Source organism: Vitreimonas sp. (assembly GCF_036392335.1).
Classification (GTDB): Bacteria; Pseudomonadota; Alphaproteobacteria; order Caulobacterales; family Aquidulcibacteraceae; genus Vitreimonas.
The window spans coordinates 114,179-137,372 of the sequence record NZ_DASVYD010000015.1 but is presented as its reverse complement, the minus strand read 5'-3'; the positions used below and the strand labels follow the sequence as shown (position 1 = coordinate 137,372).

At 63.0% G+C, this 23,194-nt stretch carries 20 protein-coding genes; 9 read left to right on the top strand and 11 right to left on the bottom strand.

What is annotated here, in order from left to right; translation table 11 throughout:
• Together VF769_RS03415 and VF769_RS03410 are read right to left on the bottom strand one after the other, a co-directional pair.
• On the bottom strand, positions 1 to 1,045 hold a 1,045-nt coding region (locus VF769_RS03415; protein WP_331006962.1), incomplete at its 3' end, for a M1 family aminopeptidase.
• Between the two features lie 61 nt (positions 1,046 to 1,106).
• Positions 1,107 to 1,676 carry a hypothetical protein gene (locus tag VF769_RS03410; protein WP_331006961.1) on the bottom strand — a complete coding sequence of 190 codons (570 nt, stop codon included), beginning with the start codon at positions 1,674 to 1,676 and terminating at the stop codon, positions 1,107 to 1,109.
• Between the two features lie 150 nt (positions 1,677 to 1,826).
• Between VF769_RS03410 and VF769_RS03405 the strand changes: the two genes are divergently transcribed.
• Genes VF769_RS03405 through VF769_RS03395 form a run of 3 tightly spaced genes read left to right on the top strand, consistent with a single transcriptional unit; the run spans position 1,827 to position 5,110 of the window.
• A complete protein-coding gene (locus tag VF769_RS03405) occupies positions 1,827 to 2,942 on the top strand; it encodes an acyl-CoA dehydrogenase family protein (RefSeq protein WP_331006960.1) in 1,116 nt (371 codons plus the stop codon).
• Between the two features lie 11 nt (positions 2,943 to 2,953).
• Positions 2,954 to 4,189, top strand: coding sequence for an acyl-CoA dehydrogenase family protein (locus VF769_RS03400; protein WP_331006959.1), 1,236 nt, complete (start codon positions 2,954 to 2,956; stop codon positions 4,187 to 4,189).
• 57 nt (positions 4,190 to 4,246) lie between these two features.
• The gene (locus tag VF769_RS03395) at positions 4,247 to 5,110 is read left to right on the top strand and encodes a hypothetical protein (RefSeq protein WP_349258087.1); all 864 of its coding nucleotides are present in this window, start codon (positions 4,247 to 4,249) and stop codon (positions 5,108 to 5,110) included.
• Here VF769_RS03395 and VF769_RS03390 read toward each other — a convergent pair.
• The gene (locus tag VF769_RS03390) at positions 5,107 to 5,649 is read right to left on the bottom strand and encodes a methylated-DNA--[protein]-cysteine S-methyltransferase (RefSeq protein ID WP_331006957.1); all 543 of its coding nucleotides are present in this window, start codon (positions 5,647 to 5,649) and stop codon (positions 5,107 to 5,109) included. The genes VF769_RS03395 and VF769_RS03390 overlap by 4 nt on opposite strands.
• Positions 5,650 to 5,859: 210 nt before the next feature.
• Between VF769_RS03390 and VF769_RS03385 the strand changes: the two genes are divergently transcribed.
• Genes VF769_RS03385 through VF769_RS03375 form a run of 3 tightly spaced genes read left to right on the top strand, consistent with a single transcriptional unit; the run spans position 5,860 to position 11,265 of the window.
• Entirely contained in the window at positions 5,860 to 6,495 is a 636-nt protein-coding gene (locus VF769_RS03385; protein ID WP_331006956.1) for a hypothetical protein, read from the top strand.
• Positions 6,398 to 7,930 (top strand): DNA polymerase Y family protein, encoded by a 1,533-nt coding sequence (locus VF769_RS03380; RefSeq protein ID WP_331006955.1) that lies wholly within the window; start codon positions 6,398 to 6,400, stop codon positions 7,928 to 7,930. The genes VF769_RS03385 and VF769_RS03380 overlap by 98 nt, the downstream gene beginning before the upstream one ends.
• Positions 7,927 to 11,265: an error-prone DNA polymerase gene (locus tag VF769_RS03375; RefSeq protein ID WP_331006954.1), complete on the top strand. Its 3,339-nt coding sequence runs from the start codon at positions 7,927 to 7,929 to the stop codon at positions 11,263 to 11,265. The genes VF769_RS03380 and VF769_RS03375 overlap by 4 nt, the downstream gene beginning before the upstream one ends.
• Here VF769_RS03375 and VF769_RS03370 read toward each other — a convergent pair.
• Positions 11,262 to 12,170 (bottom strand): class I SAM-dependent methyltransferase, encoded by a 909-nt coding sequence (locus VF769_RS03370; RefSeq protein WP_331006953.1) that lies wholly within the window; start codon positions 12,168 to 12,170, stop codon positions 11,262 to 11,264. The genes VF769_RS03375 and VF769_RS03370 overlap by 4 nt on opposite strands.
• Positions 12,151 to 12,957, bottom strand: coding sequence for an RNA methyltransferase (locus VF769_RS03365; RefSeq protein WP_331006952.1), 807 nt, complete (start codon positions 12,955 to 12,957; stop codon positions 12,151 to 12,153). Before VF769_RS03365 ends, VF769_RS03370 begins: the two co-directional genes overlap by 20 nt.
• A gap of 106 nt (positions 12,958 to 13,063) precedes the next feature.
• Here VF769_RS03365 and VF769_RS03360 point away from each other — a divergent pair, with 106 nt between their 5' ends.
• Genes VF769_RS03360 through VF769_RS03350 form a run of 3 tightly spaced genes read left to right on the top strand, consistent with a single transcriptional unit; the run spans position 13,064 to position 15,721 of the window.
• Positions 13,064 to 13,240 carry a hypothetical protein gene (locus VF769_RS03360; RefSeq protein WP_331006951.1) on the top strand — a complete coding sequence of 59 codons (177 nt, stop codon included), beginning with the start codon at positions 13,064 to 13,066 and terminating at the stop codon, positions 13,238 to 13,240.
• Positions 13,237 to 14,361, top strand: coding sequence for an OmpA family protein (locus VF769_RS03355; protein ID WP_331006950.1), 1,125 nt, complete (start codon positions 13,237 to 13,239; stop codon positions 14,359 to 14,361). The genes VF769_RS03360 and VF769_RS03355 overlap by 4 nt, the downstream gene beginning before the upstream one ends.
• Before the next feature lie 4 nt (positions 14,362 to 14,365).
• Positions 14,366 to 15,721: a hypothetical protein gene (locus VF769_RS03350; RefSeq protein WP_331006949.1), complete on the top strand. Its 1,356-nt coding sequence runs from the start codon at positions 14,366 to 14,368 to the stop codon at positions 15,719 to 15,721.
• A 6-nt stretch (positions 15,722 to 15,727) separates the two neighbouring features.
• On the opposite strand, the gene VF769_RS03345 is transcribed toward VF769_RS03350, so the two are convergent.
• The 6 genes from VF769_RS03345 to VF769_RS03320 all read right to left on the bottom strand — a co-directional run bounded on the left by VF769_RS03345 (position 15,728) and on the right by VF769_RS03320 (position 23,131).
• A complete protein-coding gene (locus VF769_RS03345; RefSeq protein ID WP_331006948.1) occupies positions 15,728 to 15,895 on the bottom strand; it encodes a hypothetical protein in 168 nt (55 codons plus the stop codon).
• Positions 15,896 to 15,951: 56 nt separating this feature from the next.
• Positions 15,952 to 17,787, bottom strand: coding sequence for a DNA helicase RecQ (gene recQ, locus VF769_RS03340; RefSeq protein WP_331006947.1), 1,836 nt, complete (start codon positions 17,785 to 17,787; stop codon positions 15,952 to 15,954).
• A gap of 26 nt (positions 17,788 to 17,813) precedes the next feature.
• Positions 17,814 to 18,482: a lysoplasmalogenase gene (locus tag VF769_RS03335; protein WP_331006946.1), complete on the bottom strand. Its 669-nt coding sequence runs from the start codon at positions 18,480 to 18,482 to the stop codon at positions 17,814 to 17,816.
• A gap of 127 nt (positions 18,483 to 18,609) precedes the next feature.
• On the bottom strand, positions 18,610 to 19,146 hold the full coding sequence (locus VF769_RS03330) for a hypothetical protein (protein ID WP_331006945.1): 537 nt from the start codon (positions 19,144 to 19,146) through the stop codon (positions 18,610 to 18,612).
• Positions 19,146 to 21,296: a methylmalonyl-CoA mutase gene (scpA, locus tag VF769_RS03325; RefSeq protein WP_331006944.1), complete on the bottom strand. Its 2,151-nt coding sequence runs from the start codon at positions 21,294 to 21,296 to the stop codon at positions 19,146 to 19,148. The genes VF769_RS03330 and scpA overlap by 1 nt, the downstream gene beginning before the upstream one ends.
• Positions 21,293 to 23,131 carry a methylmalonyl-CoA mutase family protein gene (locus VF769_RS03320; protein ID WP_331006943.1) on the bottom strand — a complete coding sequence of 613 codons (1,839 nt, stop codon included), beginning with the start codon at positions 23,129 to 23,131 and terminating at the stop codon, positions 21,293 to 21,295. The genes scpA and VF769_RS03320 overlap by 4 nt, the downstream gene beginning before the upstream one ends.
• Between the last annotated feature and the right edge of the window lie 63 nt (positions 23,132 to 23,194).

The window sequence follows — 23,194 nt, the reverse complement described above, 5'->3', positions numbered from 1 at the left end:
TCACGTCTTTAATGCGTTGCACGGCGCGCGAGCGTTGGTCGGCACTGAATTCCTGCTCGCGATAAACCGTGAGGCCTTCCTTCAGGCAGAGCTGAAACCAGTCGCGGCAGGTGATGCGGTTGCCGGTCCAATTGTGGAAATATTCGTGGCCGACGACAGCCTCGATCGCTTCGAAATCGCCATCCGTCGCCGTGTCGGCGTCGGCTAGGATCAGCGACGAATTGAAGATGTTGAGGCCCTTATTTTCCATCGCGCCGAAATTGAAATCGCGCACGGCGACGATGTTGAAGACGTCGAGATCGTACTCGCGCTGGAATACCTCTTCGTCCCATTTCATCGAGCGCTTCAGCGCATCCATGGCGTAGCGGGCGCGCTCGGAATCGCCCGGATCGACATAAATGCCCAGCGCGACATCGCGGCCGCTTCTTGTGGTGAAGCTGTCGTGGATCGACTCGTATTTGCCGGCGCACAGTGCAAACAGATATGACGGCTTGGGGTGCGGATCGACCCAGACGGCATAGTGACGGCCGCCGTCAAGGTCGCCGCTTTCTGTCATGTTGCCGTTTGCGAGCAGTGTCGGATAGGCCGCCTTGTCAGCTTCAATGCGCACGGCATAGCGCGCCAGAACATCGGGCCGATCAAGCGCATAGGTAATGGCGCGAAAGCCCTCCGCTTCGCACTGAGTGCAGAAGCGGCCGCCGGACATATAAAGACCCTCGAGGTGCGTGTTGCCGGCCGGATTGATGCGGGTGACGATATCTAGTCGGAATTCCGGCGGCGGATCGAAGATGATGAGCTTGCCGGGCTCCTCGCGATACTGGTCGGTCGTGAGCGGCGCGCCATCAATGGCGATGCTCTGCAATTCGAGCCGCTCGCCATTCAAAATCAGCGGCGCCGCTGCGGCGCCGGAGCGGCGCACGTGACTACGCGCGGCCACCAGAGTGGCCGACGGTTCCAAGGCGAAAACGAGCGCAATCTCGTCGATCTGATATGCTGGCGGCGTGTACTCAGACAGGCGGACGGTGACGGTTTCGGCGTCGCGCATGCGGCAGGTCTCCTAGCGGAAAACCTGACATGAGCCGCGCGGCTCTGAAAATCAATGCGGGTTATTCAGCGGCGAGCACGGCATCCGAACGCGATGCGGTGTTGTCCTTGTAGATCGCGGCCAACACCATTTCGGCTTGGGCGGCGAGATCCTGCAACTGCGCCGGTGTTTCGTGTGGATGATCGGTGGCGAACTCGGTTAGCTCGCGCGCGACCCGCATCAGGCGTTGGGCATTGGCCATGACGCGCGCCTGGTGTTCGATGCGCGCCGGGTCGCGATCGTACTCCGCCATCGGCACTCGCCAGCCGCCCCAGTCCTTCTCGTCGGTCACCACAACCGGGAATGTGCCCGGGTGTGGGTGGCGCGGATCACGTGAGTCCGCGGACAGACGGTTCACGGCGCGCAGGATGCGCCAATTTTCCGTGGCGATGAGGTCGGGCTTGGCGGCGTCGCGCTCTTCCGCGGCCAATTCGTGCGCCTGGAAGTCGCGCCCGAGGCCGACCTCGTAGGTCACACGGAGCGGTTCCTCGACGCCCTTGACCCATTGCGGATTGACGCGCTCGATCGCCGCCCAGGTGCCGACCGGACGCACGAACACGCGCTGGCCCTTATGAAAGACCGCCTTCGCCATTGGTTACTCACCCCGAAAATTTGAGCAATGCTACCGCAACGCGCTTTCGCCTTCGTGAACAGGGATTGACGCCAAGACACTCTTCCGTCGCCCCTGACGGGCGCGTTAAGCTGTCGGCAACCAAAAACGGCGTCCGCGGGAGGACATGACGTGAATTTTGACTTTTCCGACGATCAAAAGAGCCTCAGGGACGAGGCGCGAAAATTCCTCACCGACAAGGCCGGCGCTAAGGTCACGCGCCGCGTGCTGAATGATGCGGCGATCTCGTACGATGAAGGCTTGTGGAAGGCCGTGGCCGAGATGGGCTGGCTGGGCGCCGCAATTCCGGAAGAACATGGCGGCCTGGGCTTGGGGCGTCTTGAGCTCTGCGTGCTGGCGGAGGAATTGGGCCGCGCTGTCGCGCCGATCCCATTTTCGTCGACCGTGTATTTTTTTGCGGAAGCTTTGATGTTGGCGGGCAGCGATGCGCAGAAGGCTGCGCATCTCCCCAAAGTCGCGAGTGGTGAGACGATCGGCTGCTTCGCGCTCTCCGAGGGGCCAGGCGCGCCGACGGCGGCGAGCGTCCAAGCCAAATTCGATGGCGCCACGCTGAACGGGGTGAAGATCCCGGTCACGGATGGAGACGTCGCGGGTTGGGCGGTCGTTGTGGCGAAGGAAGGCTCTGGAGTTTCGCTGGTCCTGGTTGATCTGAATCAGGCGGGCGTGACACGCGAGACGCTGAAGACGCTCGATCCCACACGCGGCCACGCCAAGCTTGAATTCAAGAATGCGAAGGCTGAGCGCTTGGGCGCGGCCGGCCAGGGCTGGGAGCTATCGGAAGCAGTGCTTGATCGCGCCGCCGTGCTGCTGGCCTTCGAACAAGTCGGCGGCTCGCAAGCGTGCCTCGAGATGGCGACGGATTACGCCAAAAACCGTTACGCCTTCTCGCGTCAGATTGGCTCCTTCCAAGCGATCAAACACAAGCTCGCGGACATGTATGTCGCGATCGAGGTGGCGCGGTCCAACGCCTATTACGGCGCTTGGGCGCTTTCGACGGAAGCGGCGGAGCTGCCGTTCGCCGCCGCCGCGGCGCGCGCGGCGGGTAGCGATGCGTATTATCTTTGCGCCAAGGAAAACATCCAAACGCACGGCGGCATGGGCTTCACCTGGGAGGTCGACTGCCACCTCTTCTACCGCCGCGCCAAATTGCTCGCATTGCAGGCCGGCGGTCCGGCTGCATGGAAGGAAAAACTGGTGAGGCGCCTGGAACGGCGCAACGCGGCTTAAGGATCAGAACAATGGATTTCAACGATACCCCCGAAGAAGCCAAGTTCCGCGCCGAGGCTCGCGCGTTTCTTGAGAAGAATTGCTCGCCCAAAGGCTCCGACAAGGAGCGTCTGTCGCGCCGCCTTTCGACTGAGGAGTATGTGAAGGCGGCAAAGGCCTATCAGAAGAAGAAGGCTGAAGCAGGTTTCGCCGGCATCACCTGGGCGAAGGAGCAGGGCGGACGCGGCCTGCCGCCAATCTATGCGGTTATCTTCAATCAGGAAGAGGCCAAGTTCGATGCGCCGTCGCAGCCGTTCGCCATCGGTCTCGGCATGTGCGTGCCGACCGTGATTGCGTTCGGCGATGACGCGACCAAGGATCGTTATGTCGCCAAGGCGCTGCGCGGCGAAGAGATTTGGTGCCAGCTGTTCTCCGAGCCCGGCGCTGGATCGGACGTCGCGGCGTCGAAGACGAAAGCCGTGCGTGATGGCGACGATTGGGTCATCAACGGTCAAAAGGTATGGACCACTGGCGCGCACTTCTGCGACTTCGGCATCGTGCTCGTGCGTACCAATCCGGACGTGGAAAAGCACAAGGGCCTCACCATGTTCATCGTGGACATGAAGGCGCCGGGTGTCGAAGTGCGCCAAATTCACCAGGCGTCGGGCGGGCGTGAGTTCAACGAAGTCTATTTCACCGACGTGCGCGTGCCCGATAAGAACCGTCTCGGCGAACCGGGCATGGGGTGGAACGTCGCGCTCGTGACGCTGATGAACGAACGTCTGGCCGTCGGCGGTTCAACGGGGCCGGACTACGCAGAAATCCTCGAGCTCGCGCGCACGATGCCAAGCCCGACCGGCCAAGGTACGCTCGTGCAGGACGAAGCCTTCCGGCAAAAGCTCGCCGATTGGATCGTAAAGGCGGAGGGATACAAGCTCTCGAAATTCCGCACGATGACCGCGCTTTCGCGCGGCCAAACCCCGGGGCCGGAAAGCTCGATCGGCAAGGTGATCAACGCCAATCATTTGATGGACATCTGCAATACGGCCATCGAGTCGATGGACCATTACGGCATCATCAATGATGGTGATCTCATGCCGATGGAGGCCGCCTTCCAGCAGGGCTATATGTGGGCGCCCGGCCTGCGTATCGCTGGCGGCACGGATGAGATTCTGAAGAACATCATCGCCGAACGCGTGCTTGGCCTGCCCCAAGACGTACGCGTCGACAAAGGTGTGGCGTTCAAGGATTTGCCGAGCGGGCGCTAAGTGTCGGGCTTTGACACGCCGCTGGCGCTGGCCGGGCCGTTGCGCAAGCCGCGGCAGATGTTGGCTGAGCAGGAATATGGCGGGCACAGCTCGCTGCACGATGATGCAATGGCTGAACGGCTCGGCTTTAAAGCGGGGCCGATCGAGGGGCCGACGCACTTTAGCCAGTTCGCGCCTCTGCTCGGCAAGCTATGGGGCAAGGATTGGTTCGAGCGTGGATGCTTGTCCGCGCACTATCAAAACATGGTGGTCGAAGGCGAAGCCGTGCGCGCCTTCGCCGCCATCCCGCCTGATGGCGCGAAATCGACGCGCGTGTGGGCGGAGAAATCCGATGGGACACCCGTACTGGAAGCGAGCGCCAGCATTGGTGCGGGCCGCACCTTACTGGATGAGCGTTTGGCGTCGCTGAAGCCGCCAGAGAAATTGGTTATCCTCGCGAAGCTCAAAGTCGGTATGCAAGGTGCTGTTGAAGAGCGCGTGCGCATGGACGCCGATCAGCACATGGGCGCGCTCTATCCGTTCAGCTTGAACCAGAAATTGGCGGTCATCACTGAAAACTCGCCCTGGTATTCTGACGCTGCTGCATCGCCCTGGGGTCGGCCGATCATTCCGCTCGAAATGGTCAGCGTGTTGGCGGAATATTCGAGCACGCAAGCGGCGTTCCCAACGAAAGGTCCTGCTATCGGGCTTTTCGCCGATCAAGAAATTCGCATGATCGAAGGGCCGCTCTTCGTCGGCGAGGATTATATCCTACGGCGTGAGATCGCCGCGTTGTCGGAGAGCAAGCGCACGGAATCCTATTGGGTCCGCACGCGCATTTTCGATGCGACAGGCAAGCGCCAAGTGGCGGAAATGCTTCTCAATCACGCGACGCTGAAGCATTCCTACGCGAATTATGATGCAGAGCGTGCGGCTCTCTAGGCCAATTCCTCAAACAACAGCTGCTCTTCGGCGCGCCAGCCTTCGATCTCCAAGAGCTTGAGCTTGGTGGCGATACCACCGCTCGCGGAGAAGCCGACGAGCTTATCGTTCGCCCCGACGACACGATGGCACGGCACCACGATCGCAAACGGATTGCGCCCGAGTGCCTGGCCAACGGCGCGCGCAGCGCTTGGATCGCCGATCGCGCGCGCGATCTCGCCATAGGTACGCGTCTTGCCTGGGGCGATGGCGCGGGCAGTTTCATAGACGCGCGCATTGAAGGCCGGCACGCGGCTCATATCGAGCTGCAGTGTGCGCAAACCTTTCTTCTCGCCGCGCAAAAGCGCGGCAATTTCCTCAATCGCGCGTGCGATCTGTTTCGGCGGTTCGATCTCATCGGCGTTGGGGCAGTGGCGCATCAGGCGCGTGCGTGTCGTGCCCTCGCTGCGTTCGGGCAATTGCACGCCAACAATGCCGCGTGGTCCCCAGGCTAGGCCGCAGCGACCAATGGAAGTGTCGAAGAACGCGTAGGCGTACATGGCGACCCTTGCCGAAAACGACTCGATCGTCTAGAACATATAGAGAACATGAGTCCGCGTCCAGCATATTCCTCCCCCGTTTACGGGGGAGGTGGCGAGCGAAGTGAGCCGGAGGGGGTAAGTCCGCCATGTCTTGGCGGTTTCCCCCCTCAGTCGCTACGCGACGGCTCCCCCGGGGGAGCAGGGGATTTTGCCGCCCAGGCCGGGCGTATGGCCAAGGCGGCGTTGCACGAGATTGGACCTGCCGGACCTGGCGCTGAGGCTGCCGCGATGGGGTTTGCCCTGGCGCTCACCGCCAGCTGGAACCCGCCTGCGATCTTGTGGGCCGGTGAAGAGGCGGCCTTCTCGGAAGAAGGCGCGCCTTACCCGGTGGGGCTTGCCCAATATGGGCTCAACCTCAGCCGGCTGATCGTGATCCGCGCCAAGAAGCGAGAAGAGACATTATGGGCGGCCGAGCAGGGGCTGGCGGCGCCCGGTGCTGTCGTTATCTGCGCGCTTGGCGCGCGTGGCAAAGCGCTCGATCTCAAAGCCAGCCGTCGTCTGTTGCTCTTTGCCGAGCGCAACCGGTCACGTTGTCTGTTGCTGCAGCCCGAAGTCGGGCCAAGCGCGGCGTGGACGCGCTGGCGCATTGCGCCTGTCACCAGCGATGGCGTCGATCACGAACTCGGGCCGCCTGCCTTTCGCGCCGAACTCACGCGCAATCGCGCTGGCCCATCCGGCCAAACTTTCATCCTCGATTGGAACGCACATGCCCGCGCCTTCGCAGAACGCGCGCTGGCTGGCGATCTATCTGCCGCGGCTCGCGACGGATCGTTTGAAGCGGTCCGGGCGCGCGCCGGGCGATGATCGTCCGCTCGCGATCTATGCCAAGCAAGCCAACGCCTATCAGCTGACGAGCGTCGACAAACGCGCGAGCGAGCTGGGCTTGCGCTTGGCGATGTCGCTCGCGGATGCGCGCGCGATCCAGCCCAGGCTGGAAGCTTTTGAAGCTGAACCGGAGGAGGACGCGCGCGCACTCGATGCAATCGCGGCTTGGTGTGAGCGTTTTACGCCGATTGTCGTGATTGATCCGCCGGAAGGGCTGTTTCTCGATATCACCGGCTGCGCGCATCTGTTCGGGGGTGAGCAAGCGCTACGCGATATGATCGTCGCGCGCTTGTACGCGCAAGGCTTTGGTGCTCGTGCGGCTGTCGCGCCAACACCTGGCGCGGCGTGGGCCCTCGCGCGTTATGCTCGCAAGCCAAATGCCGATTTAGAATCGCTTGCCGCTTTGCCGGTGGAGGCGCTGCGTCTCGATCCGCAGGCGGCTGCGCTATTACGTCGCCTCGGCATGAAAACGATCGGCCAGTTGAGGGACGCGCCGCGTAGCGCCTTCACCGCCCGCGCTGGCGAGCGGGCGATGCTGCGGCTCGATCAAGCTTTCGGACGCGCGCCTGAAGCTTTAACGCCGCGCCGTCCGCCGCCGCCTATCTTCGCGCTGCGCCGTTTTCTCGAACCGATTTTCACAACAGAGGCAATCCTGCACGTGATGCAGGATTTATGCGGCGACGTCGTCGAAAAACTCGACATGCGCGGCGCCGGCGCGCGACGTTTGGAATTGGTGTTGTTCGGCGTCGATGGCCGCGATCGCGTGATTGCGGTCGGCGTGTCGCGATCGGAGCGCGAGGTCAAAGCACTGATCCGGCTCTTCCGTGAGAAACTCAATGTTGTCGCTGAGAATATCGACGCGGAATTTGGCATCGAGGCGGCGCGGCTCGATATCGTACACTTGGCGCCCATCGCTCAAACCGCGTGCGAATTGGTTGTCAGCGAAGAAGGGCGCGCGACGCCGGAGCAGATCTGCGGGATCGCTGACATCTTGAGCGTTCGCCTCGGCGCTAAACGTGTGCTGCGCCCACAAGTGCATGAGCTACATGCGCCCGAACGCGCGAGCGGTTGGCGCTCTGCGCTAAGTGAAACGAAGGATGCGCAAGCGCTGAAACCGCCAGCAGATGGCGTGCAGCGCCGGCCCATCCGCTTATTCTCGCCCGCGCAACCGATTGAAGCGCTTGCCACGGTGCCGGATGGCCCGCCAATTCGGTTCCGCTGGCGACGCGTGTTGCGTGAGGTCGCGCGTGCGGAAGGACCAGAACGTATCAGTGGCGATTGGACAGAAGAGGCCGCTACGCGCGATTATTATCGTGTCGAAGACCACGAGGGGCGCCGCTATTGGCTCTATCGCGAAGGTCTCTACGGCGAAGCAGGCACGCCGCGTTGGTTCGTGCACGGGCTGTTCGCATGAGCTTCGCCGAGCTTTGCGTCACCACGAACTTTTCCTTCCTGCGCTCCGGTTCACACCCGGAAGAAATGGTGGAGCAGGCGCTTGCGCTGGGGCTTGTCGGCGTTGGTGTCGCGGACCGCAACACGCTTACCGGTGTCGTGCGTGCGCATGTGAAAGCAAAATCGCTGAAGGAGGAGGGAAAAGGCGATATCCGCCTAATCGTTGGCGCGCGTCTGGTGTTTCGTGACGGGACGCCTGATCTCATCGCCTATCCCAAAGATCGCGCCGCTTATGCGAATCTCACGCGCCTGCTCACGATCGGCAATCGCCGTGCGCCCAAAGGCGAATGCTGGCTCGATTTCACAGATTATTTCGCGCACGCCGAAGGTCTGCAGACGATCCTGATCCCGGCATTCGAACTCGGCGCAACGCCTGACTCGATGGCGGCGTATCTCACGCAGATCAAGCAAGCGTCCGGCGCGGCATGGCTCGCAGCGCCCTTCCAATTCAACGGAGAAGACCGTCGTCGCATCCGACGGCTTAAAACGCTTGCGGTGCAAACAGGCGCGCGGCTCATAGCCACCACCGAGCCGCTGATGCATCACCCGGATCGACGCCCGCTGCTCGATGTCGTGACCTGTATCCGCGAGAAAAAGCGTCTCACCGACGCGGGTGTGCTCCTGGCGAAGAATGCGGAGCGCTATTTGAAGCCCGAGCAGGAGATGCTGCGGCTTTACAGAGATGCGCCGGAGGCGGTTGCGGAAAGCGCGCGCTTTCTTGCGAGCGTGAACTTCTCGATGGATCAGCTGCGCTATGAATATCCGGAGGAGACATCAGCAGGATATGCCAATCCGCAGCAGGCGCTTGAGGCGCGGACTTGGGCGGGGGCGGAGAAGCGTTATCCGGAAGGCGTTCCGCAAAAGGTGCGCGACGCGCTCGTTCGCGAACTCGGTATCGTCGGGCGCAAACAATATGCGCCGTATTTTCTGACGGTGGCGGATATCGTCGAGTTTGCCCGCTCTGGCTTCGATAAGGACGGCAATCCGGTCAAGTCCATCCTCTGCCAAGGCCGAGGCTCCGCTGCGAATTCCGCGATTTGCTATTGCCTCGGCGTCACCTCGGTCGATCCCGCCAAGAACCAGCTTCTCTTCGATCGTTTCGTCTCCGAAGAGCGTAACGAGCCACCGGATATCGATGTCGATTTCGAGCACGAGCGGCGCGAAGAAGTGATCCAATACATATACAAGAAATACACCCGCGAACGCGCTGGGCTTGCCGCCACCTTGATCTGTTATCGCGGCCGCAGCGCGGTGCGTGAGGTCGCCAAGGTGTTCGGCTATTCTGAGGACGCCATCACGTCGCTGTCAAAGATGCTGCATTGGTGGTCGCGCGGGGTGGATGAGAAGGACCTACGTGAGAATGGCTTCGACGTAAACGATAAGCGGCTCATGCAATGCATGGCGCTCTCGAATGCGTTGCAGGGCTTTCCGCGTCATCTGTCGCAGCATGTCGGCGGCTTCGTCATCACACGCGAAAAATTACATGATGTCGTGCCAATCCAGAACGCGGCGATGGACGATCGCACGGTTGTGGAATGGAATAAGGACGATCTGGAGGATTTGGGCATCTTGAAGGTAGATGTGCTCGGCCTCGGTATGCTCACGTGCCTGCAGAAAGCCTTCGACCTCTGCGCCAAGCATTATCCTGGTGAAGAGCACGTCACGCTCACATCGCGAACAGATGATGAGCGCGTTTACAAAATGCTGCACCGCGCGGACTCTATTGGTGTCTTCCAAGTCGAAAGTCGCGCGCAAATGTCGATGCTGCCGCGGCTTCAGCCTAAGGATTTCTACGATCTCGTGATCGAAGTCGCGATCGTACGACCTGGTCCGATCCAAGGCGGCATGGTGCATCCGTATCTGAAGCGGCGGCAGGGGATCGAAGAGGTGAGGTATCCCTCAGAGGCGCTGCGCGAGGTTTTGAAGCGGACGCTTGGCGTGCCGTTGTTTCAAGAGCAAGCCATGCAGATCGCCATTGTCGCCGCCGGCTTTAGCCCGCCAGAAGCGGATAAGCTCCGGCGCGCCATGGCGACGTTCCGGCGCGTTGGAACGATTGGATCGCTCAAAGAGAAATTCATCAACGGCATGATCGAGAATGGCTATGAGCGCGCGTTCGCGGAAGCGTCCTTCTCGCAAATCGAAGGTTTCGGTGAATACGGCTTTCCTGAGAGCCACGCGGCAAGTTTCGCTATCCTCGTGTACGCTTCTTCTTGGCTGAAATGCTATTATCCGGATGTCTTCGCAGCGGCGTTGCTCAATGCGCAGCCGATGGGCTTTTACGCGCCGGCGCAGATCATCCGTGACGCCGCTGATCACGGCGTTGAAATTCGTCCGATCGATATCAATCACTCGGATTGGGACAACACACTTGAGCCTGGCCCAGAGGCGGCCAAGCGCGTGCATGGCAATCACGCCGACATGGTTGGCGATATCCGAAGTACGCATGCAATGCGAATGGGCTTTCGCCAAGCTAAGGGTTTAAGCGAAGAGGAAATGCGCGCACTCGTCTCCAATCGTGGGGTAGGTTACGATTCTGTGCGCGATGTGTGGCTGCGCAGCGGGCTCTCGATCTCAACCATCGAGCATTTGGCTGACATCGACGCGTTCCGCTCTCTTGGCCTCGATCGCCGCGAGGCGTTGTGGGCGGCGCGGGGATTAAACCGCGTCGGCGGGCAAGAAGATTTGCCGCTCTTCGCGCGTGCGTATGATTCAACACAGGAGCCGGATTTTGATCTGCCGCCGATGCCTCTTGGCGAGCACGTGGTGGAAGATTATCGCACCCTCGGGCTTTCGCTGAAAACGCATCCAGTCGCACTTCTTCGCGACGATCTCACAGATCGCCGCGCGATTAAAGCGGAGGCCTTGCGGCAGATGCCAAACGGCCAGCGCACGCGCGTGGCCGGGCTCGTGCTTGTGCGCCAGCGGCCCGGCACAGCGTCGGGCGTGATCTTCATGACACTCGAAGACGAAACCGGCATAGCCAACATCGTGGTCTGGCCCAAAGTGTTCGAGGAGTTTCGCCGTCAAGTGTTGGCGGGGCGCCTCGTCGCGGTGGATGGGCCGGTGCAGAGCGAAAGCGGCGTGATCCATGTCATCGCCGAGCGCATTTATGATTACACCCCGATGCTAGCGGCGCTCTCCAGCGCAGGCGCCAAGATCGATCCACGCGGGCCGACGGATGAGCCGCGCCGTGGTACGGGCGATGACCCACGCCAACGTCACCCGCGCAATGTGCGCATCAGTCTAGAGGTAAGCCCGGCCGCAAACGTAATGCCAAAAGGTCGGAATTTTCACTAACCCCGCCAGCGGGCGAAGATCGCCGTCGGCAGCAGCAAATCGCGCCCCGCGTGCGGCAGCGCCATTTCGCCCGTCTGCCATTGGCCGCCGATGAACATTTGCTGCGCCGTCTGCGCCAGCGCCAAATACGAGAGCCGTACCGCGTACACGGTTGCGATCATGAAGCCCTTGGCGCTCGCGCGATCGTTCGGATCGGTGCGCAGCAGCGTTTGGCAGGCATCGAGAAGTTCGGGGAGACTCTCTTCTAGTCGCCAAGTCTCGCCATCAGGTCCGCGACCAAATTTCGGTGGATCGAGGATCACGCCGTCGTAGCGGCGCCCACGTCTGATCTCGCGCTTCACGAAACCCAGGGCGTCGTCGCAAATCCAACGGATCGGCGCGTCTGCTAAACCCGCTGCTGTTTGGTTCTCACGCGCAAAGCCGATCGCCTTCTTCGACGCGTCCACATGCGTCACCTTCGCGCCAGCCTTAGCGCACGCGAGCGAGGCGAGGCCGGTATAGCCAAACAAGTTCAGCACCTCCGGCTGCGGTCCGCGATGCGCCTTCAAGCATTCGCGCGCGTAGCGCCAATGCACGGAATGCTCCGGGAAGAAGGCCAGATGGCGAAACGGCGTTGGGCGCGACACGAAGGAAAGATCATCCCAGCGCAACGTCCAGTTCTGCGGCAGCTCGCGATTGAAGCGCCAACGGCCGGCTTCATCGTCATCCGCTGATGATGGCGAGAAAATTGCGTCGGCTGAATCCCATTCAGCGGCGCTCAGCGCCGGCGCCCAGAGCGCTTGCGGTTCGGGCCGCACGAAGCGATAGGGGCCGACTTGCTCAAGCTTGCCGCCATTGCCGGAATCCAGCAGGCGATAATCTTGCCAATCGTCGGCAATCAAAAGCTCAGGCGCGCGCGCCGTCATATCCGCGTCTCCGCCACACATCATACAGCATCACGCCTGTCGCGATCGCCAAGTTCAAACTATCCGCCCGTCCGCGCATGGGTAGTTTTACCAACACGTCGCACGCCGACTCCATGTGCGGCGGCAGGCCGGATTGCTCGTTGCCCATCAGAATGATCAGGCGCTTCGGCGCTGGCGCGTTCGCATCGGCCATGGCGCCCTTCAACGACAAGCCCGACATCTCCGAGCCGCGCGAAGTCTTGTAGCGCAGCAATTCCTCGAACGACGCCCGCGCCAGCGGCATCGCAAACAGCGAACCCATGCTCGCGCGTACGGCTTCCACCGAGAACGGATCACATGTCTCGCCAATCAACACGACGCCGCCGGCACCCGTCGAATCCGCAGTACGCAAAATCGTGCCCAGATTGCCTGGATCGCGAATGCCTTCGAGCGCCACGATGGTCTCGCCCTCCAGCGAGTCCAGGGGCGCCAAATGCTGCTTGTAGGCGCCGATCACCGTCTGTGGGTTATCGCGCTTACTGATCTGGCCAAGGATGCTCTCATTCGTCTCGATCACGCGCACACGCCGCTTTTCGGCTTCCGCGATCAAAGCGCGCACCTGCGGTCGCTCCATTGCCGCTGGCGCGTAAACCAAGATCTCCGGCCAGACGCCCAGTTCCGACGCCTCAACCGCCAACCTTGCGCCTTCAGCAAGGAAGAGGCCGGTCTCGGCGCGCCCCTTCTTCATGTGCAGGGTCTTGAGCGTCTTGATCAGGGGATTGGACGCGCTGGTGATCTGGTGCGCCATAGGTCTCTTTCGGGCGTTCGCCCGCCGGGGTGTTTCAGGTTTTCGCCTAGATCGCCAGGCATTAGAAGGGCGTTAAGTGCGCTCTTCTGCGCGTGGCGCGGGAATTATGATCGGTCTGCTCTTGTCCCAGGTGATCTTGTTCGCGGCGGCGGGCCTGATTGGCTTCGCCCTGGGCTGGCGCCTGTTCGCGTTTTTGGCCGGCCAACGCCGCCGTACGGAGCAACGCGAAATCGATCAGCTGCGCAGTGCGCTGAGTGAAGCCCAGGTGCGACGCGCCCGATGACCAGTTTCGATCCGGACAAGCCAAACAAGGATCGGCCTCTGCTGTGGGTTGGCCTCGCGGGCGCGGCCTTGGCCGCTCTGCTCGGTATGCTGTCGCCGCACGCGGGCGCTGTGTGGCGCATGCCTGCCGTGCTGGAAGAGCGTGTGGAGACGGCGTTGCTCGCCGCCGGCTTTCCGGGCCTTTCCGTGCGCATGGAAGGCCAACAAGCTGTGCTGAGCGGCATCGTCGAGGATGAAGCTGACATTGCCAGCGCTGCGCGCGCCGCGCTGACGGCGGCCGGCCATGGCGGGGCATGGAGCGGAGGCGTCACAAGCGTCGATACGTCCGACGTCACGCTCGGAGCGTTTGAGCGGCCGTACGCTTGGAATGTACGCCGCGATGGTTCGCGCGTCGTGCTCTCCGGCGCCGTACCCAGCGAAAACGCGCGCGCCGATCTGCTGACAGCGGCGGCGCAGGCGTTTCCGACGGCCGAAGCGATTGATGAAATGCACGTCGCGGGCGGGGCGCCGTCGCCGGCATTCACCGCCGTGGCCCGCGACGCCATTCGCCTGCTGGCTGATTTGAACACCGGGGAGGCGCGCATCGTTGACAACCAACTCGTCGTCATCGGGGATGGCGGCCAGGCGGCGGTGGAGGCGCTGCGCGCCGCGTTCGATGAGCCGCCCGCGCCGTTCCGCTCGCGCTTGGCTGTGACGATCGATGGTCTCGATGTCGATCATCCTGAACTTCAAGGTCTCAATCTTTCAAACGGGGACGCCGAAACCTGCGAACGCGCGTTCGATCGCTTGATGGAGCGCAACGTCATCAATTTCGCACCGGGTTCATCGGCGATTGATCCCTCAAGCCGTCAAGTGCTGGACTCGCTGGCCTCCGTGGCGCTGCGCTGCGACCGCTTCTCGATCGAAGTGGCTGGCCACACCGACAACACCGGCGCGCGCGATCTCAACATGAGCCTGTCGCAGACGCGAGCGGACGCGGTGGCGAACTACCTTTCCGGCCAGGGCGTGGCGCGCTCACGCCTCACTGCGCGCGGTTACGGCCCCGACCGCCCGCGCGCCAGTAACGCCACCCCGGCCGGCCAAGCCTCCAACCGACGCATCGAATTTTACGTGAGCGGGTGACGCGATGATCTATCTGATCGGACAATTGTCGCTCTGGCTGTTCTTGACCGCGGTGTTCGCTGCTCTTGCCGGGTGGGCCTATGCCGCCCAGCGCGCGGCGCCCGTTGACGCCAAGCTGCGGCGCGACCGCGAAGCGCTTGTGCGCGATCTGGCGCGTCTTGCTGCCGGAGAGGCAATCGCCCACGACGACGCGGCCGCCAGCATCGAGATTGATGCGTTGCGTCGGCAGCTGGAGGTCCGCAACAGCCGCATCGTCGAACTGGAGAGCTTGCTCGGCCAAGCGCGTGAGCGCGCCGATGAACACGCGGCCCAACTGGCGCAGCTGCAACGCGGCCTCTCAGACCAGCGCGAGGAGAACGCCGAGATCGAGCGTCTGCGCGCGCTCGTGGCGGGCCACGAGGAGGAGCGCGCGCGCGAAGTGGAAGTGATCGCCGAACCGGTCGAGCCACTTATCGACGAAGAGACGCTTGCGCTGCAGTCCTGGCGTTTGCGCTATTTCGAGCAGCGCGTGAAATATCTCGAAGGTCGCGCCGCGGCAGAGCAGATCGAAGCGCTACTGCCGCCTGCGGCGGAGGCGCTGGAGGGAGGACAAGAGCCAGAGCCGCCGGTCCTCGAATGGCGCGCCCGCGATGCGGAGGCGCGCGCCCATTATCTCGAACAGCAAGTACGCGCACTGACGTCGGTTGTTGAAGGCGGCCCCGAGAGTGTGACGGGGACGCCCGCAGAGGAACCCGCGCCATTCGCCGCCAACGCGGATGTCGACATTCTGCTGCGCTGGCGTTTGCTCTATCTGGAACGCCGCGTCGCTTATCTACAGGCTGACGCCGCACGTTCGGCGGAGCTGGCAGCGGTTTCCGCGCCCGAACCAGAACCCGCGCCGACACCAGAGCCCCAACCGGCGGCTGCGTTGGAAGCTGGTCCCGATCCCGATCGTTGGAAATGGCGCGCCCGCTATCTCGAAGCGCGTCTGCGCCACCTCGAAGCCCGCCCGCCGCAGGTGGTGGTGCAAACCATTGCCGCGCCCGTTGCAGTCGAAGCTGACGAAGTGCCGGCGTCGCCTCCCGTCCCAACAACTACGCCGCGCAAGCCGCCTGTGCTCACGGCGGCGCGGAACGGTGCGCCGGATGACTTCACGCTGATCGAGAACGTCAGCGCGCTTCAGCAAAGCACGCTCAATGCGATTGGTGTCTTCCATTTCGATCAGATCGCAGCTTGGGCGCCAGAGCACGTCGCTTGGATCGATCGTTATTTCCGCCTGCGCGGGCGGATCACTCAGGAAGAATGGGTCGAGCAGGCGGCAGAGCTTGCGCGCCACGGTGTTGTCGCCGCGCGTCGTGTCCTTGAAAGCGAAGACGCCTAAAGCGCCTCAGTGTGGGCGCGGCGCGAGCCGCACCGTTTCGCGCGTGCCGTCACGGCGCTCGATGAAAATCTGCCGGAAGTCCGGGCTCGCATGCGCCTTGGAGCCCGTGGCCTGCGCAATGGCGATTTCACGCGCGGCGCGCTCACGAAGCTTTTCTGTGTTTTGGTTAGACATGTGTCCTCCTGGCCCCAATCTGGAGCGCCGGGGCGATGGGTCAACTTACGCTTTGCTCAGCAGCCTGCGATCACGACGGCCAGCACTTCGGCGCCATATTTCTTGAGCTTGGCTTCGCCGATGCCGGGAACTTTGCCGAGCCCCACGAGGTTTGAAGGCTTCGTGTTGACGATCGCGGCCAAGGTCGCGTCATGCAGGATCACATAGGGCGGTACGCCTTGCGTTTGCGCCGCATCGAGTCGCCAGGTGCGTAGCGCTTCAAACAATTTAGCGTCAGCGCCGGTGAATGCCGCCTTCACCGCGCCCTTCGCGTCACGCGAGGCGCGGCGTTCTTCCTTGCTGCGCCGCGTCGATTTCGCCGCTTCGCGAATACGGACTGTCCGTTCCTTGCGGAAGATCGCGCGCACGGCTTCGTCGTCGCCGATGGAGAGCGTCGGGCGCTGATCATCGCCTTCGCTGAGCACGCCTTCAAACAGCAAATGCTCGATCACATTGCGCCAAATCGGCTCGGGCTGGTCGGCGCCGATGCCGAAGGTGGTGCGCGTGGCATATTGCTCATCGAGCCCGTCGCCGGTGCGGCCGAGTAAATGGTTCACGACCCGCCCACGCCCAACACGCTGATCCATGCGCATCACCGCGGAGATGGCCTTGGCGGCAAGTTCTGTCGCGTCGATGGAAGCTGGCGGGTCGGTGCAGATATCGCAGACGCCGCAAGGCTCGACGACTTCCTCGCCAAAATAGCGCCGTACGCCGGCGCGCCGGCAGGTGAGGCCGTCGAGATAGGCGAAGAGCTGTCGTGCCTTCTTGATCTGCACGGCTTTGACTTGCTCGCTCGCGTTCGATTGGTTGGCGAACATCACCGAGCGGCGGAGGTCCGACGCCGAATAGATGCAAAAGCCCTCGGCGGTCTCGCCGTCGCGCCCGCCGCGGCCAACTTCCTGCCAATAGGCTTCAATGCTCTTCGGCGAGTCCGCGTGGATCACGTAGCGCACGTCCGGCTTATCGACACCCATGCCGAAGGCGATGGTGGCGACCATCACCACGTCGTCTTCTTCCTGGAATTTATGTTGCCGCTCCGCGCGCAAGCCGGTGTCGAGGCCTGCATGATAGGCGAGCGCGGGGATCTTCTGCGCTTGCAACGCCGCCGCCGTCTTATCGACGTTGTCACGCGTGGCCGCGTAAATGATGCCCGATTTGCCGCGCCGCGCGCGCACCAAATCGAAAATGCGCTCTTGCGGCTTCGTCGATTTGCGCTCGGCTGCAAGCACAAGATTCGGGCGATCGAACGAGGCGATGAAGCTCTTGGCGTGCTCAAGGCGGAGCTGCGTGCGGATATCAGCTTGCGTCTTCAGGTCCGCCGTCGCCGTCACCGCCATGCGCGGCACGTTTGGGAAAAGCTCGGCCAGCCGCCCCAGCGCGCGATAATCGGGGCGGAAATCGTGCCCCCATTGGCTGACGCAGTGCGCTTCGTCGATGGCGATCAGCGCGATAGGGCATTGTTCGAGGAAATCGAGGAAGCCTTGCGCGAACAAGCCTTCGGGCGAGACGTAAAGTAGATCGAGCTTGCCATCGCGCGCTGCATTCAACCATTCGCGGCGCGCATCGCGATCGAGCGTGGAATCCAGTCGCGCCGCCGCAACGCCCGCCGCACGCAATGCAGCCACCTGATCCTGCATCAGCGCGATCAGAGGCGAGACCACCAAGCCGACGCCCGGCCTCAGCATTGCGGGTATCTGATAGCAGAAGCTCTTGCCGCCGCCCGTGGGCAGCACCGCCATCACGTCGCGGCCTTCCAACACCTCGGCGATCACATCCGCCTGCAGCCCACGAAAATCATCGTGGCCAAACACGCGGCGCAGCGTTTCGCGGGCGGAATCAAGGTTGGCGGACATCGCGGCACGCTAGCCGCTCGCCGCGCTCAAGGCGATTGCTTGTGCAGCCCCAGCGCGCCTATGCATATCCCAGCTTGGCCCGCCCAATAGATCATCCAGCCGGCGAAGTTGCGCCAATAGGCGAGCGTTGGGTCGGGATCGTTATGGAACATATTCCAGGCGACGAAGCCGTCGGAGATGAAGAACAACACCGCGCCCGCCATCACCAGCCAACGCGTCGCCGGCAGCGTGAACGAGCAGAGCGCCATCAAAGTCAGCACGCCGGTGTAAACCGCGAGCGGCGTGAACATCGCATTATCGCGCGGCACGAGCAGATACGTCATCACGAAGCACGCGACGATCAGCGCGAGCGCGCCCAGCAGCCGCGGCGGGCTCTTCAACGCGGCGCCAATGCCTAAGCCGCTGCGCAGGAAGAGCGTGATGTAGAAGAGATGGCCGATCAGGAACGCGAACGCGCCATAGAGAAACGTCTCCGAGCTCCACGCCAGCAACGCATCGCCCAGCGCCCCAAAGAAAAGCCCCGCCGCCAGCAAGCGCGACCGTGCTAGCAGTGCGATAACGCCGAGGATCACGATGCTCGACGCCTTGAAGATCGTGCCGATCACATAAGGCGGCGGGCCTTCATAGAGCGAAGTGCCGAACGCGCCGTAGGCGATGGCTAGGATGGCGGAGAGGGCGAGCAAAAGTCTAGTCATTAGGTGCCAATATCGCCGCGTTGTATCGCGCCGCATATTCGCCGGCGTGATCGTTGTAATCCGCTCGCGCCTAAGCCGAGGGCGCCGCGGGCTGTGGCGGGGACTGCGGAAAAGACGAGGGGCGTTCTCATGTGGGGGCAATTCGGCGATATGCGATGCGCCAGATGACGAGCCCCAGCAATGCGCACGCTAGGGCTGAGGGAAGCGCCTCAACGAGGGCGGTCCACCAGCCATGAGCGGTGATTCCGGCGGGCGTCGCTACGACCGCGCCTTCGTAGTCGAATACAAGGCCATCCTGGAAGCCTTCCGTGTTGCGTGGGCTCGGAACATAAGCAAGCGCAACCTTGATCCAGAGGCTCACAGCAAAGCCAAGTAGCGCGCCCGTCGCGACCAACCAGCGCCAGGAGCGGCGTCCGGTCACATCAAGCGCCAGCCATGCTGGAAATCCGACAAAAAGCAAAAAAAGCGAAAGCATTGGCGTACCTATCGCAACGAGCGCGCCAATCGTCGCGATAAGCTCCGGCCAACCTGCGAAGTCTGGACGCCTATTGCGCAGCGTCCAGAATGCGATTTCGCTGATCCATAATATTACGGGGCCAACAATGGCGGCGACCAGCAATGCAAGGGCTGCGCGTCCGGTTGTGGTGATGTAGGCCGATTGCATCAACCCCGCCGAGCGGGCTGCGAGTAGCCCAGCTTCTCATTCAACGCGCTCAGCAAATCCTGCGCGATATCCGCGATGACGCCGCCCGGCGGATAGACCGCTGCCGCGCCCATGTCCTTCAGCGTCGGCACATCTTCGGGCGGGATGACGCCGCCGACGACGATCATGATATCGCCGCGGCCGCGCTCGAGTAGGGCCGAGCGCAACGCGGGTGTCAGCGTCAAATGCCCGGCCGCGAGCGACGACACGCCGACCACGTGCACGCCTTTCGCGATCGCTTGCTCCGCGACTTCCTCGGGCGTTGCAAACAATGGCCCGATCTCGACCTCGAAGCCGATATCCGAGAACGCGCTCGCGACCACCTTCTGCCCGCGATCGTGCCCGTCCTGGCCCATCTTGGCGACGAGAATGCGCGGGCGGCTGCCTTCTGCTTCCTGGAACGCCGCCACGCTCTGGCGCGCGCGTTCCACGGCGACATCGCTGCCCGCTTCGCGCGAGAACACGCCCGTCACCAAACGTATCGGCGGCTGGTGGCGATTGAATGCACGCTCCAAAGCCGACGACATTTCGCCCACCGTCGCTTTCGCGCGCGCTGCGTTCACGGCAAGCTCCAGCAAATTGCCTTTGCCGCGCGCGCCGTTCTCCAGCGCCGTGAGCGCCGCATCGACTTCAGCCTGCTTCCGCTCCGCCTTTAGGCGCGTCAGCTTCTCAAGCTGCATCGCGCGCACCTTGGCGTTATCGACCTTGAGCACCGGAATGTCTTCGGCTTCGTCGAGCTTATACTTGTTCACGCCAACGATGGTTTGGTGCCCGGTATCGATGCGCGCCTGTGTGCGTGCGGCGGCTTCCTCAATGCGCGCTTTCGGCAAGCCTTGATCGATCGCTTGCGCCATGCCGCCGAGCTTCTCGACCTCCTCGATATGCGCCCATGCCTTCGCTGCGAGATCGGCGGTGAGACGTTCGACATAATACGAGCCGCCCCACGGATCGGCCGGGCGGCAGACGCCGCCTTCGCTTTGCAGCAGGATTTGCGTGTTGCGGGCGATGCGCGCGGAGAAATCCGTCGGCAGCGCCAACGCTTCATCGAGCGAATTGGTGTGCAGCGATTGGGTGCCGCCATAGGCCGCCGCCATCGCTTCAACGCAGGTGCGGATCGCGTTGTTGTAAACGTCCTGCGCGGTGAGCGACCAGCCAGAGGTTTGGCAGTGCGTGCGCAGCGCGCGCGATTTGTCCGACGCGCCAAATTGGCCGACGAGCTTGGCCCAAAGCAGACGCGCGGCGCGCATCTTGGCGATTTCCATGAACGGGTTCATGCCGATCGCCCAGAAGAAGGAGAGGCGCGGCGCGAATTTGTCGACGTCCAAGCCGCCGGCGATGCCCGCGCGAATGTATTCGACGCCGTCGGCAAGCGTATAGCCAAGCTCAAGGTCGGCCGTCGCGCCAGCCTCCTGCATGTGATAGCCGCTGATCGAGATCGAATTGAATTTCGGCATCTCGTTGGCGGTGTAGGCGAAGATGTCGCCGACGATGCGCATCGACGGTTTGGGCGGATAGATGAACGTATTCCGCACCATGAATTCTTTGAGGATGTCGTTCTGGATCGTGCCGCTGAGCTTGGCGTGCGGCACGTTCTGCTCTTCGCCGGCGACAATATAGAGCGCCATGATTGGCAACACGGCGCCGTTCATCGTCATCGACACGCTCATCTGATCAAGCGGGATGCCGCTGAAGAGCGTGCGCATGTCATAGATCGAATCGATCGCCACGCCGGCCATCCCGACATCGCCCAGCACGCGCGGGTGATCGGAATCGTAGCCGCGGTGCGTCGCCAGATCGAACGCGACCGAGAGACCCTTCTGACCCGCCGCCAGATTGCGACGATAGAAAGCGTTGGATTCTTCCGCAGTCGAGAAACCCGCATACTGACGGATCGTCCACGGTTGCTGCACGTACATGGTCGGATACGGGCCGCGTCCGAACGGCGCGAGGCCGGGGAAACCGTCAACGAAGTCGAGCCCCGCGCGATCGGCGGCCGTGTAAGCCGTCTTCACCGCGATGCCTTCAGGCGTGAGCCACGGCTCGCCGCCGGCAGGTGAACCGGCGACGACATCAGGGCTCAGCGCGAGCTTGGAGAAATCGGGCAAGCTCATTGTGCAATCCCCAACGCCGCGTGCAGCGTCTCAAGTTCTTTCACCACGTCCTGGCCCACGAAGACGAATTGATCGATTCCAGCGGCGCGCCATTGCGCCTCGTTCTCGCCCGGTTTGCCCGCGAGCACGACCCAATCAGCGCCGGCAGCCTTCAGGCGTTGCGCACAATTCTCAGCATGGTCAGCGTAGCAAGCATCGGTGCTGGCGATCAGTGCGACCTTGGCGCCGGAGGCGCGGAACGCGTCGATCAGCGCCTCCATTGTGCCGTACGCTTCTTCCGGGCCGAGGGCGGCGATGCCGCCGACCGCAAGCAGATTGCGCGAGAATTGCGACCGCGGGCCGAACTCTGCGAGTGTGGCCATGGTGGCGAAGAAGACGCGGGGGGAGGCGGGTTCCGCCCGGTCGCGCAGCGCTTCGAAGGGCTCAGCCCAACGGATCGAGGGCAGCGCGTTTGCATGTGTTTTGCCGGCCGGGAGCCTGCGGTCTGATGCGTCCACCTCCGGCGCCTTGGCGCCGAGGAGCGGGAAGTCGGTGACGCCAGTGATGGTTTCGCGGCGCGTCGCGATCGCGCGCTGACGTGCTGTGCGGGCCTCGCCGATCGCGCCCTGTAGCCAACCGGATTGCAGCGCCGCGACGATGCCGCCTTGCGCTTCGATCTGCTGCATCAAGGCCCAAGCCTTGTCGGCCAATTCGCGCGTCAGTTTTTCCACGAACCACGACCCGCCCGCCGGATCGGCGACATGCCCCAAGCGACATTCTTCCAGCAGCACGTGCTGCGTGTTGCGCGCGACGCGGCGCGCGAAAGGCGACGGCCCGCCGAGCGCATCAGTGAAGTTCGACGTGGTGATCACATCCGCGCCGCCAATGGCTGCCGCGAAGGCCGCTGTGGTGATGCGCAGGATGTTGGTTTGTGCATCGTGGCGCGTCAGCATCCGCGCGCCCGTGAAAGCATGGATGCGCGCCGCACGTTCCGCAGGCGCGGCGCCGGAAGCTTCCTGCACACGCGCCCAACACAGGCGCAGCGCGCGTAGCTTCGCGGTTTCGATCAAAACATCAGGGCCGACGCCGATCGCAAAGGCCACGCTCGCTGCGGCGTCGCCGACCGCCAGGCCAGCGTCAGTAAGCGCGCGCAGATAAGCGATGCCGCTGCAGAGCGCCGCCGCGATTTCTTGCGCCTCCGTGCCACCGGCTTCATGCACCGGTCGGGCATCGACACGCACCGCCGTCGCCGCCGGCAATTCTTTGCGCACGCGCGCCGCGAACGTGGCGGCCCTCGCGACATCGTCCGCGCCGATCGCGCCATCGCGCATCAGCACGCCAATCGGATCGAGGTTGAACGCTGTGCCGACTGCCGCGACGCCGCGCAGCTTGGTTTCAAGCAGCTCCGCCGTCTGCAGGGCGAACGCGCCGGCATCCAGCGAGACGGGCGCGGCCTCAAGGATCACATCCGCGAGCGCGAGATCGAGCGCGGCACCATTGCTAATCGCCACACCGCGCTCGCCGCGCGGATCGATCACCAATTCGATCGCCGCCACACCACCGGCGAGATCGGCGAGAATCGCGGCGTTCGTCTTTTCTGGATCGGGATGCGCATAGGCTTGCCGGATGAGCCAAGCGCCTTGGCGGGCGCCACGCACAAACGGCGCCGCACCTGGGAAGCCCGACGCATCGCGCGCCGTCGCCACATCCGTTTCACGATAAAGCGGTTCGAGCGCGATGCCGTCACTGGTTTTGCCGACCAGGCGGTCCCATTTCGCGCCCTTCAGTCCTTGCTCGACAAGCGCACGCCAAGCGGCCTCGTCGGCCGGCTCGCCCAGGTGCAGAGGCTCAGACATTTCCGCTCCAGTTTACGTTATGGAATGTATCGACGCGCTTTTGCCAAGAAGCTACGGCTAAGC